At 72.0% G+C, this 14,711-nt stretch carries 6 protein-coding genes; all 6 read left to right on the top strand.

From position 1 onward, the window contains the following. The first annotated feature begins 18 nt into the window (after positions 1-18). Positions 19-8,910 (top strand): SDR family NAD(P)-dependent oxidoreductase, encoded by an 8,892-nt coding sequence (locus tag AB0J58_RS14380; protein ID WP_364214957.1) that lies wholly within the window; start codon positions 19-21, stop codon positions 8,908-8,910. Between the two features lie 141 nt (positions 8,911-9,051). Next, a complete protein-coding gene (locus AB0J58_RS14375; protein ID WP_364214954.1) occupies positions 9,052-9,810 on the top strand; it encodes a 4'-phosphopantetheinyl transferase superfamily protein in 759 nt (252 codons plus the stop codon). Positions 9,811-10,773: 963 nt separating this feature from the next. Next, entirely contained in the window at positions 10,774-11,415 is a 642-nt protein-coding gene (locus tag AB0J58_RS14370) for a MauE/DoxX family redox-associated membrane protein (RefSeq protein WP_364214951.1), read from the top strand. A gap of 13 nt (positions 11,416-11,428) precedes the next feature. Continuing rightward, complete coding sequence (locus tag AB0J58_RS14365; RefSeq protein ID WP_364214948.1) at positions 11,429-12,040, top strand: TlpA disulfide reductase family protein; 612 nt, start codon at positions 11,429-11,431, stop codon at positions 12,038-12,040. After that, entirely contained in the window at positions 12,037-13,926 is a 1,890-nt protein-coding gene (locus AB0J58_RS14360) for an ABC transporter ATP-binding protein (RefSeq protein ID WP_364214946.1), read from the top strand. The genes AB0J58_RS14365 and AB0J58_RS14360 overlap by 4 nt, the downstream gene beginning before the upstream one ends. Continuing rightward, positions 13,923-14,573: a S26 family signal peptidase gene (locus tag AB0J58_RS14355; RefSeq protein WP_364214943.1), complete on the top strand. Its 651-nt coding sequence runs from the start codon at positions 13,923-13,925 to the stop codon at positions 14,571-14,573. Before AB0J58_RS14360 ends, AB0J58_RS14355 begins: the two co-directional genes overlap by 4 nt. Positions 14,574-14,711: the final 138 nt, after the last annotated feature.

The following is a 14,711-nucleotide window of genomic DNA, read 5'->3' as shown; positions in this document are numbered from 1 at the left end:
GGTGGGGCGATGGTGTCGGTGCGGGCGTCGGAGGAGGCGGTCGCCGGGCTGCTGGCCGGGCGTGAGGGTGAGGTGTCGGTCGCGGCGGTGAACGGCCCGGCCTCGGTGGTGCTTTCCGGGGTGGAGGGGCCGGTGCTGGAGGTGGCCGCGGCCCTGGAGGCTCAAGGGGTTCGAGCCAAGCGGTTGCGGGTGTCGCACGCGTTCCATTCGCCGTTGATGGAGCCGATGCTGGAGGACTTCCGGGCGGTGGCGGGGGCGTTGACCTACGGTGCGCCGCGGATCCCGGTGGTGTCGACCCTGACCGGGGAACCCGCCACCGCCGAGCAGTTGTGCTCGCCGGACTACTGGGTGGAGCAGGTGCGCGGCGCGGTCCGGTTCGCCGACGGCGTGCGCACCCTGCACCACCAGGGTGTGCGGGCCTATCTGGAACTGGGCCCCGACGGGGTGCTCACCGCCATGGCGCAGGACATTCTGACAGCCGAGGCCGGTACGGACGCGCCCGCGGGTTCGGCGCGCGACACCGGGACAGGGGCGGCGGATCCGGACGTGCTGCTGGTGCCCGTGCTGCGCGGGGGCCGGGATGAGCCGAACACGGTGATGACGGCGCTGGCCGCCCTGCACGTGCGCGGGGTGCCGGTGGACTGGTGTGCGGTGTTCCCCGGCGCCCGCCGGGTGGAGGTGCCCACCTACGCCTTCCAGCACCGGCGTTTCTGGCCGAGGCCTTCGCTCGCTCGCGCCGGCGATGTGACCGACGCCGGGCTCGGCGCGCCGGACCATCCCTTGCTGGGAGCCGCCGTTGAGCTTGCGGGCGGCGACGAGGTGCTCTTCACCGGCCGGTTGTCGGTGCGTTCCCAGCCGTGGCTGGCCGATCACGTGGTCTCGGGCCGGGTGGTGGTACCGGCGACGGCGTTCCTGGAACTGGCGATCCGAGCCGGTGACGAGGTCGGCTGCGCGCGGGTGGACGAGCTGACCCTGGCCGCGCCGTTGACGCTGCCCGAACAGGGCGGCGTCCAGCTACAGGTGCGGCTGGGCGAGCTCGACGAGAGAGGACAGCGGCCACTGAGCGTGCACGCGCGGCCGGAAGGCGAGGAGGAGCGCCCCTGGACGCGACACGCGGGCGGTCTCCTGGCAGTCGACGAGCCCCTTACCGCCACCGATGCCGCACCGCCGTTCGACACGACGGTGTGGCCACCGGCCGGTGCGGAGCCGATCTCGTTGGAAGGCTTCTACGAGGGGCGGGCGGCGGACGGTTTCGACTACGGGCCGGCGTTCCGCGGTCTGACCGCGGCCTGGCGATGCGGCTCGGACATGTACGCCGAAATCGGTCTGCCCGAGCAGGACGCGGCCGAGGCGGGTTCGTTCGGTGTGCATCCGGCGCTGCTGGACGCGGTGCTGCACCTCTGCCTGCTCCTCGACCAGAGCGAGGAGGCCCGGCGTAAGGTGCCCTTCGCGTGGGAGGGCGTGTCCTTGCACGCGGCGGGGGCGTCGGCGGTCCGGGTGCGGTTGTCCTGGGCCGGACCGGACGCGATGTCGATCGCGATCGCCGGCGCGGGCGGTCCGGTGGCCTCGGTCAGGTCGTTGACCCTGCGAGCCCTCTCGGACGAGCGGGTCGCCGGCTCGCGGGCGATCGGCAGGGACTCCCTGTTCCGGCTGAACTGGGTCCCGCTGGTCGCCCCGACTCCGCCGGTATCCGCGGTGTCGCCGAGCACGCTGGCAGTAGTGGGTCCGGACGACTGGGGGCTCGCCGAAGCCCTCGCCGCCGCCGTGGGCGGTCCCGTCGGGACAGGTGCCGACCTGCGGTCGCTGGGAGAGGCGTACCACGGCGGTGCTCTCGTGCCGCGCACGGTGCTGGTAGCGGTGGCCGGAGACCCGGGCGACGAGATGCCGGCGGCCGCGCACAGTCTGGCGTCGTCCGTGCTGGACCTGGTGCGATGCTGGCTCGCCGATGAGCGGTTCGCCGGTTCGCGGCTGGCGTTCCTCACCCGGGGTGCGGTGGACGGCGACGAACCGGCCGCGGCGACGGTGTGGGGGCTCGTGCGTGCCGCCGAGGCGGAGCACCCAGGCCGGTTCGTACTGGTCGACCTCGACCGTGACCACGCGGGCACGTCGGCGGCCTCGATCGCCGCGCTGCCGCCGGCCCTGGCCGCCGCCGAGCCGCAGCTGGTGATCCGGGACGGTGCCGTGCTGGCCGGTCGGCTGGCCCGGGTCTTCCCACCCGCTGAGCCATCGGGCCTGGCCTGGGACCCTGCGGGCACGGTGCTGATCACCGGCGGCACCGGCGGTCTGGGCGGCATGCTGGCCCGCCACCTGGTGACCGCGCACGGCATCAGGCACCTGATGCTGGCGAGCCGTCGCGGTGACCGGGCGGAGGGTGCCGGCGAGCTGGTGGCGGAGCTCACCGGGCTCGGTGCCCGCGTGACCGTCGTGGCATGCGATCTGGCGGATCGCGACGCCGTCGCCGGCCTGTTGGCCGGGGTGACCGCCGAGCACCCGCTGACCGCGGTGGTACATACCGCGGGCGTACTGGACGACGGCCTGATCGGCACGTTGACGGAACGGAGCCTGGAGACGGTGTTCCGGTCAAAAGTGAACGCGGCCTGGCATCTGCACGAGCTGACCCGAGGCGAGAATCTGTCCGCATTCGTGCTGTTCTCGTCGGTGGCGGGGACGTTCGGGACGGCGGGCCAGGCCAACTACGCGGCGGCGAACGCCTTCCTGGACGCGCTCGCCCGCCGCCGCCGGGCCGAGGGCCTGCCGGGGCTCTCACTGGGATGGGGACCGTGGGCCCAGGCCGGTGGCATGACCAGCGGCCTGAGCGAGGCCGACATGGGCAGGCTCGCCAGGCGCGGGGTGCTCCCGCTGTCTCCGGATCACGGTCTGGCGTTGTTCGACGTGACGGTGTTCGACGTGACGGTCACGGGCGACGAACCGGCCCTGGTGCCCGCCCGCCTGGATCTGGCGGCATTCCGTACCGGCCAGGACGTCCCATTCCTGCTCCGGGGGCTGGTCCGGTCGTCGGCCCGCCGGCAGGCGACGGCCGCGGCGGCGACCGCGCTCGCCGATCGCGTCGCGCCGCTCGGGGCGGGTGAGCGGACGGCCGCCCTGCTGGAGCTGGTCCGCGACCAGATCGCCCTGGTGCTGGGCCACGCGGACGGCGACGCGATCGAGCCGCTGAGCAGCTTCCAGAGCATGGGCTTCGACTCGCTGACCGCCGTCGAGGTGCGCAACAGGCTGTCCGCGGCCACCGGGCTGCGCCTGCCCGCGACACTGGTGTTCGACTACCCGAACGTCACGGCGCTGACGGAGTTCCTGCTGGCGGAGTTGCTGGGCGAGCACGGCGGCTCGGTGGCCGCGCGGGCGGTCGCGCAGACGGACACCTCGGCCGGTGACGATCCCGTGGTGATCGTGTCGATGGCATGCCGGTACCCGGGCGGAGTGACCTCCCCCGAGGACCTGTGGCGGCTGGTCACCGAAGGCGCGGACGCGATCTCGGCGTTCCCGGCCTCTCGTGGCTGGGATCTGGAGTCGCTGTACGATCCCGACCGCGAGCGCCGGGGCACCAGCTACGTGCGTGAGGGTGGCTTCCTGCACGACGCCGGGGAGTTCGATCCCGGGTTCTTCGGGATCTCGCCGCGTGAGGCGCTGGCGATGGATCCGCAGCAGCGGCTGCTTCTTGAGGTGTCCTGGGAGGCGGTCGAGCGGGCCGGGATCGATCCGGTCTCGCTGCGCGGCAGCCACACGGGCGTGTTCGCCGGGGTCATGTACCACGACTACGCGACGAGCGCCGATTTCCCGCCGGACGTGGTGAGCTTCATGGGCACCGGTACGGCCGGCAGCGTCGTGTCCGGCCGGCTGTCCTACACGCTCGGCCTGGAAGGGCCGGCGGTGACCGTGGACACCGCGTGCTCCTCCTCACTGGTGGCGATGCACCTGGCCGCGCAGGCACTGCGCTCGGGTGAGTGCTCGCTGGCGCTGGCCGGTGGGGTGACCGTGATGGCCACCCCGGGGGCGTTCATCGACTTCAGCGCTCAGGGCGGGCTGGCCGGCGACGGCCGGTGCAAGTCCTTCTCCGAGGCCGCCGACGGGGTCGGCTGGTCCGAGGGCGTCGGGATGCTGGTGCTGGAACGTCTGTCCGACGCGCGGCGCAACGGCCACCAGGTGCTGGCCGTCATGCGCGGGTCGGCGGTGAACCAGGACGGCGCCTCCAACGGGTTGACCGCGCCGAACGGTCCGTCGCAGCAGCGGGTGATCCGCCAGGCACTGGCCGGCGCCGGGCTGGCAGCGGCGGACGTGGACGTGGTGGAGGGGCACGGGACCGGGACGAGACTGGGCGACCCGATCGAGGCGCAGGCGCTGCTGGCGACCTACGGGCAGGACCGGCCGGATGACCGCCCGCTGCTGCTGGGCTCGATCAAGTCGAACATCGGCCACACCCAGGCCGCCGCGGGCGTCGCCGGTGTGATCAAGATGGTCATGGCGATGCGCCACGAAGTGCTGCCGGGCACGCTGCACGTGGACGCGCCCTCGTCGCACGTGGACTGGGGCCAGGGCGCGGTGGAGCTGCTCACCGAGCACCGCCCCTGGTCACAGGTCGGGCGGCCACGGCGGGCCGGGGTGTCGTCGTTCGGCATCAGCGGGACCAACGCACACGTGATCCTCGAACAGGTGCCGCCGACCGTGGACGCGGCAACCGGTTCGGCGCCGGGTGCCGTACCGGGTGTGGTGCCCCTGCTGCTCTCGGGGAAGACGAGTGACGCGCTGCGGGCCCAGGCGGCACGCCTGCTGTCGCGGATCCAGGACGATCCGGACGCCTCCCCCGTGGACATCGGCTTCTCGCTGGCGACGACCCGCTCGGCGTTCGAGCATCGGGCGGTGGTGCTGGCCGGTGACCGGGACGAGCTGCCGGCGGGCCTGGCGGCGGTGGCGGACGGGCATTCGGCGCCCGGGGTGGTCCACGGACGTGGCACGCGGCCGGGCAGGCTCGCGCTGCTGTTCACCGGGCAGGGCGCGCAGCGGGCCGGAATGGGCCGCGGGCTGTACGAGCGGTTCCCGGCGTTCGCCGAGGCTTTCGACGCCGTGCTCGCCCACCTGGATCCCGAACTGGACCACCCGCTGCGCGAGGTGATGTTCGGCGACACCGGGCTGCTGGACCAGACCGGCTACACCCAGCCGGCGCTGTTCGCGCTGGAGGTGGCGCTGTTCCGGCTGGTGGAGTCCTGGGGCGTCGAGCCGGACTTCCTGTCCGGGCATTCGATCGGCGAGATCACGGCCGCGCACGTGGCCGGTGTGCTGTCGCTGGAGGACGCGTGCCGGCTGGTGGCGGCGCGCGCCCGGCTGATGCAGGCGCTGCCGCCGGGCGGGGCGATGGTCGCCGTCCAGGCTCCGGAGCAGGAGGTGCTGCCGCTTCTCGCCGGGCACGAGAACGAGGTCTCCGTCGCATCGGTGAACGGCCCCGCTTCGGTGGTGATCGCGGGTGCCGAGGGGCCGGTCGCCCGGATCGCCGCCCGGCTGGAGGCCGAAGGGCGCAGGACGACGCGGCTGAGGGTGAGCCACGCGTTCCATTCGCCGCTGATGGAGCCGATGCTGGCGGAGTACCGGCGGGTGGCCGAGAGCCTGGTCTTCGCGCCGCCGCGGATCCCGGTGGTCTCGAACGTGACCGGCGAGCCGGCATCGGCCGAGGAGCTGTGCTCGCCGGACTACTGGGTGCGGCAGGTACGGGGCGCGGTCAGGTTCGCCGACGGCGTGGGGACGCTGCAGAGGCAAGGGGTCACCGCATACCTCGAACTGGGACCCGACGGGGTGCTCACGGCGATGGCCGAGGACACCGTGTCGGCTGGGCCGACCCAGGTGGGCGCGGTGCTGGTCCCGGCGCTCCACAGGGACCACGACGAGCAGACCGCCATCATGACGGCGGTGGCGAGGTTGCACACGCACGGTGTCGCGGTGGACTGGCCGGCGGTGTTCGGGACCGCGTTCGCCGGTGCCCGCCGGGTGGACCTGCCGACGTACGCCTTCCAGCATCGATGGTTCTGGCCGAGCGGGCGGCGGGTCGGAGACGCCCGGGAGCTCGGGCTCGCCGCGGCGGCGCACCCGCTGCTGGGAGCGGCGGTGGAGCTGGCCGGGTCGGACGGCGTCGTGCTCACCGGCCGCCTCTCGCTGCGGTCGCACCCGTGGCTCGCGGACCACGCCGTCGGCGGGGCGGTGGTCTTCCCCGGCGCGGGGTTGCTGGAACTCGCCATCCGGGCCGGAGACCAGGCCGGGTGCGACCGGGTGGAGGAACTCACCATGGCCGCCCCGCTCGTGCTCGGCGAGCGGGACGCGATGGCCGTACAGGTGTCGGTGGGCGCGCCCGACGCGTCGGGCCACCGCGAGCTCGGCGTCTACGCGCGGCCCGCCGACGCCGCCGATGACGAGCCATGGGTACGGCATGCGACCGGTGTTCTCTCCGGCGGCGACCGCGCGACCGCGGGCCGGGCCTGGGAGTTCGACACCGAGGTGTGGCCGCCGCGGGGAGCGTCCGCCGTCGAGCTGGACGGCCTCTACGACCGGTTCGCCGAAGGCGGGTTCGCCTACGGGCCGGTGTTCCAGGGGCTGCGCGCGGTCTGGCGGCGCGACGACGAGGTGTTCGCGGAGATCGCCCTGCCGGAGCAGGTCGGCGACGCCGACGCGTACGGCGTGCACCCGGCGCTGCTGGACGCCGCCTTGCACGCGGTGCCGTTCCTGGAGGCGGCCGAGCCTGAGGCGGGACGCCTGCCGTTCGCGTGGGGCGGGGTGCACCTGCACGCCGGCGGTGCGACGATACTGCGCGTGCGCGTGACCAGGACCGGTGCGGACGCGGTGTCGGTGACCGCGGTGGACCTGGCGGGAGCGCCCGTGCTCACCGCCGAGTCGCTGGTGTCACGCCCGGCACCGCCCGGCGGGCCGGCCGCCGACGGTGACCGTCGAGCACCACGGGACGCGCTGTTCCAGTTGGAGTGGACACCTCTGTCCGAGGAGCCGATCTCCGTCGCGGAGTTGGACGTGACGGTGCTGGACATGGCGGTGCTGACCGGGGACCTCGCCGCGCCGGACGGCCTGCTCGCCGCCCGGCCGGCGGGGGCACCGGACGCGGTGCGGGACGGTGCGCCGCGTGCCGTGGCCGTGGATGTGGGCTCGTTCCTCACCGCGGACTCCGCCCGACCCATGGACGTCGTCGCCGCGGTGCGCGAGTCCACCGCCCGAGTTCTGGGCCTCCTGCAGCGCCGACTCGCGGAGGACCGGTTCGGCGACACCCCTCTCATCGTGGTGACGCGCGGCGCGGTCACCGTCCCAGACCACGACCCGGACCACGTCCCAGACCACGGCCGTGTGATCGACCTGGCGGGGGCCGCCGTGTGGGGTCTGGTCCGTGCCGCGCAGGCGGAGGACCCCGGCAGGTTCGTGCTCGTCGACCTCGACCTGCCGGGGGAGCCGTCCAAGGCGCTGCTGTCGGCCGTGCTGGCCTGCGGTGAGCCGCAGGTCGCGGTGCGCGACGGGGTGCTGAGCGTGGCGCGCCTGGCGCCGGTGGCGCCGGGCGAGGACGACGGCGACACCGCACGGCGGTGGGACCCCGAGGGCACGGTGCTGATCACCGGTGGTACGGGCGGTCTCGGCGTCGAGGTGGCGCGGCATCTGGTGAGTGGGCACGGGGTACGGCATCTGCTGCTGGCGGGCCGCCGGGGGCCGGAGGCGCCGGGCGCCCCCGCGCTGCGGGACGAGCTGGCCAGGTACGGTGCCGAGGTCACCATCGCCACGTGCGACGTGTCCGACCGGGACGCGCTCGCAGGACTGCTGGCCGCCGTCCCCGCCGAGCATCCGCTGACCGCGGTCGTCCACGCGGCAGGGGTGCTGGACGACGCGACGATTCCCTCCCTGACGCCTGAGCGGCTGGACACCGTGCTGTTGCCCAAGGCGGGTGCCGCCTGGCACCTGCACGAGCTCACCCAGGGCATGGATCTCACCGCGTTCGTGCTCTTCTCGTCGGTGGCCGGCCTGGCCGGGGGCGCGGGACAGGGCAACTACGCCGCGGCCAACGCCTTCCTCGACGGCCTGGCCCACCACCGGCGGGCCGCCGGGCTGCCCGCGACGTCGCTGGCCTGGGGGCCCTGGGCGCAGGACACCGGGATGACCGGTGGCATGACCGGCGGGCTTGACGACACCGATCGGCGGCGGATGGCGCGCGCGGGTATCCGCCCGCTGTCGGTGAGGCAGGGGCTCCGGCTGTTCGACGCGGCCGTCGCCGTGGACCGCCCGGTGCTGGCGCCGGTCCGGCTCGACCTGCCGGCGCTGCGGGCGGGTGAGGACGTTCCGCCGCTGCTGCGGGGCCTGGTATCCGCCAGGCGCCGTACGGCCACGGGCGGGCGGCGACAGGAACCGGAGACCCTGGTGCGCGGCCTGACCACGCTCGGTGCCGCCGAGCGTGCCGAGGTGCTCCTGGATCTCGTACGCGTCCAGGTGGCGGGCGTGCTCGGGCATGCCCGAGCCGACTCCGTCGAACCGGACCGCGCCTTCAAGGAACTGGGCTTCGACTCGCTCACCGCCGTCGAGCTGCGCAACCGGCTGAACGGCGCCACCGGGCTGCGCCTGCCGGTCACCCTGGTGTTCGACCACCCCACGCCGCTCGCTCTCGTGGACCACCTGCTCGACCGGCTCGGCCTGACCGAGCTGACGGGGTCCGCGGCGCTCCTGGCCGAGCTCGCGAAACTGGAGAAGGCCTTCACCGAGATGACCGTCGACATCGATGTGCACAAGCAGGTCGCGGCGCGGCTGGATATCTTGAAGGCCAAATGGGCGGCGCTGTCGCACGATTCCAGCGGCACGGACTTCGACCTCGATTCGGCCACGGACAGCGAGATGTTCGAGATCCTCGACAACGAGCTCGGCCTGTCGTGAACCCGTCACCGTTCCGGGTCGTGCGGAAGCCGGCCAGATCATGAAGGCGCCGGTGATCGCCCCGCATGTCGCCTGCGCCGAGAATCGGGGCGGGGCCTCCCGTCCGGCACGGCCGGCCGCACCGGCCTCCGAACTCACGCCATGATCGAGGCTCTGCTGCCCTGCGGGATCATCTCGTCGGAGGCGTTCGACGATTCGCGGCCGTGCGCCCTGTTCCTCGCCGAGGAGGCAGTGATCAGCGGGGCGGTGGAGAAGCGCCGCCGCGAGTTCACCACGGCGCGCTGGTGCGCCCGCGACGCCCTGGGCCATCTGGGATACCCGCCGGTGCCGGTGCTGCCGGGAGCGAAGGGCGCACCGGTCTGGCCCTCGGGGGTCGTCGGCAGCATCACCCACTGCGCCGGATACCGTGCCGCCGCCGTCGCCCGGGCCGACGACGTCGCGACCCTGGGGATCGACGCCGAGCCGAACAAGCCGCTGCCCTCCGGTGTCCTGGAGGTCATCACGGTCGACGAGGAGCTGCGCCGGGTGACGGACCTGCTGCGGCGCGACCCATCGGTGCGGTGGGACCGGCTGCTGTTCAGCGCCAAGGAGTCCGTCTACAAGGCGTGGTTCCCACTGGCCCCGCTGCGGGAACCGCGCCTCGACTTCACGGAGGCGTCGATCACCTTCGATCCGGTCTGGGGCGGCTTCCAGGCCCGGCTGCTGGGCGAGGGACCGAGGCTGAGCGACGGTGTCGAGTTGACGGAGTTCTCCGGTCGCTGGCTGGTGGGCAGAGGTCTTGTGATCACGGCTGTCGCGGTCGTGGCCGCTCCCTCGGACGCCTGGGACACCCCGGGGAGTTCGGACGACCGGGATCCTGCCTCGCGCGGAGTCGCCGAGCGACAAAGTATCCGTTTCTGACCGGTGAGGTCACCGGTTTCGGCGGCGGATCGCAAGGCGCCCGGCCGTGAGCTCGTGACCACTTCCGAACGAAGCGCTCCAGGCCGATCCGGCTCCGGGGCGGGCTCGAAGGGTGGTGCAGGCGGTTCCGTTCAGTGCGAAAGCCGCCGACGACGGGGCTTGGACTTCGTGCTGCCACTGTCCTGGAGATCGGCGAGGTGGCCGTCGTTGTCTGTCGGGGGTTCCGGTGGCGTCGGTGAGATCTTCAGCGGATACGCGGCCCAGGCTTTCCTGAAGGCCTTCGGACACAGCCTGCGAGGCGAAGCGTCGGCCCGCGTGTCCGTCCTTTGCCGCACCGACGCCACCGTGCCCCCGGCGGTAAGAGTGCCCCGATCGAATTCCGGCCGCAACACCTTTTGGTCCTGGCTGAAAAGGGGCGACCGGCCTTGCGCGGCCGCGATCCGCTACCGGCGAGTTTGAGATCTCGGCGGTGGCGGAGAAGGCGCGACGAGCGCCGACAGCGTGAACGTCAGCCGAAACCCCGGGGGGCGTTTCTGGCGATACTGGTGTATTACGGAGTGAATCAATGACCTGAATTGGCTAGCAAAAATCTAATATCCGGTCACAGAACATACCTCTTGACGCGAAAGTCCACAGGGGTAAAAATATGGTGACATCGTCTAGAAACCCGATATGTACTCTCCTTAACCATATTGCGGACTTAGTGTTTCATTTCGGGTGGCTTGACAGGCTGGCGCAAGGCCATTCCGGCCCATCGGACTCGCGACCGCCGCCCGTCGAGTCCCTCCAGCCTGCCGACGAAACCCAACCTGAAGGTGTGAAGGAGAGACCTGTGTTGTCGGTCATCGAGAGGCTCAGCGACCGGTTACTCACCCGCTTCGTCCCCAGGGCGGAGGCTTCCGCCGGAAGCTGTACGTGCAACTGCGCTTACAACTATTACTACAGCTGCAAGAACTGCGTTAAGTGTTACCGCTGCACCGACTGCACGTCCGGTGGGACCTGCCTGCGGTGCAGCGACTGGGACGCCTGCTGCTGACCTCGGTGAACTACCTCTCCATCGGCTGCGCCTGCCTGACCGTCGCCGTCTTCGCGCTGTCGGCGTTGAGTAAGGTGCGCAGCCGCAAGGCGTTCGGCGAGTTCCTGGCGGCGACGCGGACGCTGCTCGCCACCTCGGTCCGGGCGTCTCAGGTGAGCGGCACCGCAGCCAGGACCGCAGGGATGATGGTCGTCGCCGCCGAGGTGGCGATCACCGTGCTGGTCGCCTTGCCGTCGACCGCCCGTGCCGGGTTCGGCGTGGCGGCTCTCCTGCTCCTCTGCTTCAGCGTGGCCATCGTGGCGACCCTGCGCCGCGGTGTCCGTACGGAATGCCGGTGTTTCGGCCCGTCATCGGCACCGCTCTCTCGTCGGCATTTGGTGCGCAATGGGGTGTTGCTGGCGGTCGCACTCGGCGGACTGATCACAGCCGAAGGGCGTGGGGAGCGGGTTCACCCCGCCGGCGTGGCCATCGCGGTCGGTGCCGCGCTGGTGGCCGCCGCGCTGGTGGTCCGCTTCGATGACCTGGCCGATCTGTTCGTGACCCCCGCCAACGAGCGCCGGGAATCATAGCGAAGGGAACACGATGCCGTTTCTCACCGCCGCGGTGCTCCTGGTGGGGATGCTGTGCCTGCTGGATCTGCTGCTGACCTTCGGAGTCATCCGGCGGCTCCGGGAGCACACGGCGCACCTGGAAAAACTCCTGGGTGACTCCCGGAGCAACGATCCCTTCCCGGTGCTCGGGGAGCGGGTCGGTGAGTTCGCCGCGACGACCACTGACGGCGAGCCGGTCTCCCGCGACCTGCTGGCCGGGGAGACCGTGGTGGCCTTCTTCAGCCCCGGCTGCGGGCCGTGCCGGGAGAAGGTGCCGGTCTTCGTCGAGCTCGCCCGGGAACGGTCTCTTGACCGGCAGCGGATCCTCGCGGTCGTCGTCGACGAGACCAAGGAGCCTGCGGGAACGGCGGGAACGGCGGGAACGGCGGGAACGGCGGGAACACAGTCGGGGGGCGTCGAGGCGAAGGAGATGGCCGAGGCGCTGGCACCGGTCGCCCGGGTCGTGCTGGAGGGCGAGGAGCACCCTGTGGCGACGGCTTTCACGGTGCATGCCTTCCCGGCGTTCTGCCTGGTCGACGCCGACGGCGTGGTGCGGGCGGTCACATCCGACCTGGACCGGCTCCTGGTCGCGGCGCAGTCGTGAGCGTCGGCCAGGCCGCCCCCGGCGGTGTCCGGCCTGGCCGACGGGCACTGCTGGTCAGCGGGACGAAGGCGCTGCGGCTGGTGTGGCGTTCCGCACCGGGCCAGATGCTGGGCTTCTCGGCGATCGCCGTGGCAGGCGGAGTCATCCCGATCGTGGCGGCGTGGTCAACCAAGATTGTTCTCGACCGCCTGGTCTCCCCGGGACCGGTCGGCGTCGTGGTCGGTCTCGCGATCGGCCTGGCCTGCGTCGGGGTGATCGGCGCGGTGAGCGCGCAACTCGGCCGGTATCTGCAGGGAGAGGTGGACCGGCGGGTCGGACTGCGTGCCCAGGACGAGCTGTTCACCGCCGTGGAGGGGTTCGCCGGCCTGGGCAGGTTCGAGGACCCGGCCTTCCTGGACCGGTTGCGGCTCGCGCAGCGGAGCGCCGACTCGGCCGGGCAGATCGTGAACTCGGTGTTCGGTCTGGGCCGCGACGCGATCACCCTCACCGGATTCGTCGGCTCGCTGGCGGTGATCAGCCCGGTGTTCACGGCGGTCGTCGTGGCGGCCGCGATTCCCGCACTGATCGTCGAGCTCCGGGCCTCCCGGCGGCGGGCCGAGATGATGGTGCGGATCGGACCCGCCGAACGGTGGCGGTTCTTCTACGGCAACCTGCTCACGACGGTCGACGCCGCCAAGGAGATCCGGCTGTTCGGCCTCGGCCCCTACCTGCGCGGCCGGATGAACGACCAGCTGCGGACGGCCGACGCCGCGCACCGGGACATGGACCGGCGGGAGCTGGCCACCCAGGGCGTCCTGGCTCTGGCGTCGGCGCTCATCTCCGGCGGCGGGCTGATCTGGATCCTGGTGGTCGCGGGCCGGCAGGGGTTCACCGTCGGCGACGTGTCCGTCTTCGTCGCGGCGACGGCCGGTGTGCAGAGCGCATTGGGCGGCCTGGTTCGCACCACCGCCATGACTCATCGGCAACTGCTGCTCTTCGATCACTACGTCGCGATCGTCGGGGCCTGCCCGGATCTCCCGGAGCCGGTGGCATCGCGGAGTCTGCCGCCGCTGCGCCACGGCATCGAGTTGTGCGACGTGTGGTTCCGCTACAGCGACGAGCATCCCTGGGTGCTGCGCGGCGTCGACCTGTACATCCCGTACGGCCGCTCGGTGGCGCTGGTCGGCCGCAACGGGGCCGGTAAGAGCACGCTGGTCAAGTTGCTGTGCCGGTTCTACGACCCGACGAAGGGCACGATCCGGTGGGACGGTGTGGACATCCGGGATGTGCCCGTCACCGAGTTGCGTGAGCGCGTCGGCGCGGTCTTCCAGGACTTCGTGGCGTACGACTTCAGCGCCGCGGACAACATCGCGATGGGCGATCTGGGCGCGATCGGCGACACCTCCCGGATCGAGGGCGCGGCCCGCCACGCCGGCGTCCATTACACCCTCGCGGCGCTGCCGCACGGCTACGACACGCTGCTGACCCGGACGTTCGCGAGCGCGTCCATCGACGACGACCCGCAGGTCGGCGTCACGTTGTCGGGCGGGCAGTGGCAGCGGGTGGCGCTGGCCAGGGCCTTCCTGCGCGAAGACCGGGACCTGATGATTCTGGACGAGCCCAGCGCCGGACTGGACGCCGAGGCCGAGCACGACGTCCACACGAGGCTGCGGCAGGTGCGAGCCGGTCGTACCAGCGTGCTCATCACCCATCGGCTCGGCGCCGTACGGGACGCCGATCTCATCGTCGTCATCTCCGGCGAGGAGATCATCGAACAGGGCGACCACCCGGAACTGATGGCCGCGGGCGGCGCCTACGCCCGGATGTTCGCCCTGCAGGCGGCCGGCTACGTCGCCGCGCGGGAGACCCCGGTGGACTCCGCCGATCTCAGCGGGGAGCGGCGATGAGCGCCCGGCCGGTCGCCGTCGTGGCGGTGTGCGGTCCACTGCTCCTCGCCGCCGCCACACTGCTGTGGCTGCGCCGTCGCTACGTAGTGATCACGGTGAACGGGCTGAGCATGCATCCCACCTACGGTGACGGCGAGCGGGTGCTGATCCGACGGGTCCCGGTCCCCGCAGTGCGGCCCGGCCAGGTCGTGGTCTTCGCCGCGCTACCTGACCGCGCGCGGCAGGAACTGGAAGCCGAGGCGGGCGGCCGGGGATCGCCTGAGGATCCCGTCCGCGTCGATGTTCCCCGATGGATGATCAAGCGGGCGATCGCGGTTCCCGGCGACCTCGTGCCGCGGCGAGAGTGCCCGGCGCTGCGTTCCGTTCCCGAGCCGACCGTTCCCGCCGGCCACCTCGTCGTTCTCGGCGACAATCCGAAATGGTCGTACGACTCACGGCAGTCCGGCTACGTGGCGCCGGGCAGGCTGATGGGTGTCGTCGTGCGCCGCCTGTCACTTCCGCCCGGGAGCGCCCAGCGCGTAGACCAGGGTCGCGGGCACCGGCCGGCCGATGTGCCCCCACCGCCTCTCGATCTCGAAGCCCGCGCCGTCGGGCAGCGGGATCCGCATGCCGTTGAACCTCCACGAGCGGCGTCGTGTCCGAAGTGATCGGTGAGCGTATCTGGTGCGCGCTCTCGGCGCGGCTCCACCGCGTTCTGACGGCCATTCAGATGTGAGGTATTCCGAAACTTTCACTCCCCTGATTACGCATTTCCAGGTCAGCTTGATGTGATCTTAATGGCGCTT

It is taken from the genome of Streptosporangium sp. NPDC049644, assembly GCF_040675205.1.
Lineage (GTDB): Bacteria > Actinomycetota > Actinomycetes > Streptosporangiales > Streptosporangiaceae > Streptosporangium > Streptosporangium fukuiense.
This window is presented reverse-complemented; position numbering and strand designations above follow the sequence as displayed.

Bases quoted from the DNA above. Each gene is read 5' to 3' on its own strand.
- AB0J58_RS14375 (WP_364214954.1), top strand. From the start codon at position 9,052: ATGATCGAGGCTCTGCTGCCCTGCGGGATCATCTCGTCGGAGGCGTTC.
- AB0J58_RS14365 (WP_364214948.1), top strand. From the start codon at position 11,429: ATGCCGTTTCTCACCGCCGCGGTGCTCCTGGTGGGGATGCTGTGCCTG.
- AB0J58_RS14355 (WP_364214943.1), top strand. From the start codon at position 13,923: ATGAGCGCCCGGCCGGTCGCCGTCGTGGCGGTGTGCGGTCCACTGCTC.